This window comes from Eubacterium sp. ER2 (genome assembly GCF_000765215.1).
Lineage (GTDB): Bacteria > Bacillota > Clostridia > Lachnospirales > Lachnospiraceae > Claveliimonas > Claveliimonas intestinigallinarum.
Genome location: NZ_JPJE01000016.1, coordinates 1 through 2,199 on the forward strand (window position 1 = coordinate 1; position 2,199 = coordinate 2,199).

Sequence of the window (2,199 nt, forward strand, 5' to 3'; positions counted from 1 at the left end):
CGCGGATACTGGGAAGCTGGACGTATCTGTGGGATATCCCGTTTGACAAGGAGACACTGCTAGGAAAATATGGATTTGGTACAACAGGCTGGACGATCTGTGATGTGATCCCTGCTGGAAGTTATGTGGATTGTGAGTTCCCAGAGTTCGTCCCTGATCTTCTTAAGGTGGCGGAGTACTGCCATGACAAGGAGCTGGCGACCCTGGCGAGGATCGTGACACGCGGGATGCAGCATGGCCTTTCCATGCCGGGCCATATGTATGGGTATGCGCTGGAAGGTGTGCAGTGCGAGGGATATATGAGCTCCTTGTGGCTGGCCGATACACAGTACAGTAGATTTTCTGGTGCAGCCGCCAAGAATAAAGGGGATGACAATGATACATGCAATGGACTAGTGAACGGGCAGGCACTGTTGAATCTTGATTCACTAGCTAAGAGGTATGGAACACTTGATTTTGATGTAATCTTTCAGAAAATCGGATCATAGGGAGGCATAATATGGACAAATGGATTACAAATCCGGTTTTGACAGGGTTTCATCCGGATCCCACAATATGCAGAGTGGAAGATGATTATTATCTCGCAACTTCCACATTCCAATGGTTTCCAGGAGTAGAGATCTATCACAGCAAAGATCTGGCGCATTGGGAATTTGTGGGAAGGCCTTTGAATGAACAGCGTCTGGTTGATATGACCGGTGTACCTGACTCTGGTGGAGTGTGGGCACCCTGTCTGACTTATGATGGGGGAACCTTTTATCTGGTATATTCTAATGTTTATACCTACAGGAATTTTAATAAAGATGTAGATAATTTTCTTACTACAGCACCAAGTATACAGGGCCCCTGGACGGATCCTGTATACCTGAACAGCAGTGGATTTGACCCTTCTCTGTTCCATGATGAGGACGGGAAAAAATATGTTGTGAACCAGATATGGGATCAGAGAGATAAAAAGAATGCCTTTTACGGTATCTATCTGCAAGAGTATGATACAGATAAAAAATGTCTGAAGGGAAAGCCGATCAACATATTCAAAGGGAGTAGTTTGGGCACTACAGAAGGACCACATCTCTATAAGATCGGAAAATGGTACTATCTCTTCTGCGCAGAAGGCGGTACGTTCTATGAACATGCTGTTACGGTGGCAAGAGCTAAAGTGGTCACAGGTCCGTACCAGGTGTCTCCTTACAATCCGTTGCTCACATCTAAAGGGCATCCGGAACTGAGGCTGCAGAAAAGCGGGCATGGGTGTCTTGTAGAGACGCAGGATGGGGAATGGTATATGGCACATTTGTGTGGCAGACCAGAGAGAAAGAAACGGAGATGTATGCTTGGGAGAGAGACTGCGATACAGAAAGTGAAGATAACAGAGGACGGGTGGTTCCTGACAGAGGACGGGACCGGGCTGCCAATGGATCAGGTGAAGGCACCAGACCTGCCGGAATTCCGGGTGGCAGATATTCCGATAAAAAGAACTTTTCCTGGAAAACTTCCAGAAGAATTCCAGACATTGAGGATTCCGTTGTTGGAAGATAGTATGCAGTTCAACAAAGAAAAAGAAACTCTGATTTTATATGGGAAAGAATCCATGGAATCGCTCCACAAGCAAAGCCTGGTCGGAAGAAGGAGAGAACACTTCTCGTTTACAGCGGAGACAAAATTGTGTTTTGAGCCGGATACTTTTCAACAGATGGCTGGGATGGCTTTGTACTATGATACGACAAACTACTTCTATGCTTGCATATCGCGTGACGAGACTGCAGAAAAGTGCATTTTTCTCTTAGAATGCCGACATGGAGACAACCGTATTGTTGGGAAAATGGAACATCTTCCTGAAAACAAGCCGGTCGTGCTGAAAATGCGGGTAATAGAAGATCGTGCAGAATTCTTCTGGTCCGTAGACGGGGGAAATTTTGAGAAACTTGGAAAGACTATGGATGCAACGCAACTTTCAGATGATTTTTATGAGGAAGACCTGCATGGTCTACGTTTTACGGGTACATTCATTGTCCTGTGTTGTCAAGATCTCCAGAGCCGTCAGAAAAGTGCGGAATATGAATATTTTATTTACCAGCCCCATGACAAGTAAGGGAAAGAGAGGAAGACATGCTACAGATAAAGTGTAAAGAGGAGTATGAGAAATATTCAGTGATTCTGGAAGACGGGGACATAATGGTGTCCCTGGATGTGCCGGTA

General features: G+C 45.7%; 2 protein-coding genes. Both read left to right on the forward strand.

Annotated features, from left to right (window positions below):
* A partial coding sequence (locus NI21_RS16875) for a hypothetical protein (protein ID WP_033125336.1) occupies window positions 1–488 on the forward strand: 488 nt, incomplete at its 5' end.
* 11 nt (window positions 489–499) lie between these two features.
* A complete protein-coding gene (locus tag NI21_RS0105995; RefSeq protein WP_033125337.1) occupies window positions 500–2,092 on the forward strand; it encodes a glycoside hydrolase family 43 protein in 1,593 nt (530 codons plus the stop codon).
* Window positions 2,093–2,199 lie beyond the last annotated feature (107 nt).

Excerpts from the sequence above, each read along its gene's own strand:
- NI21_RS0105995 (WP_033125337.1), top strand. The coding sequence starts at position 500 with ATGGACAAATGGATTACAAATCCGGTTTTGACAGGGTTTCATCCGGAT.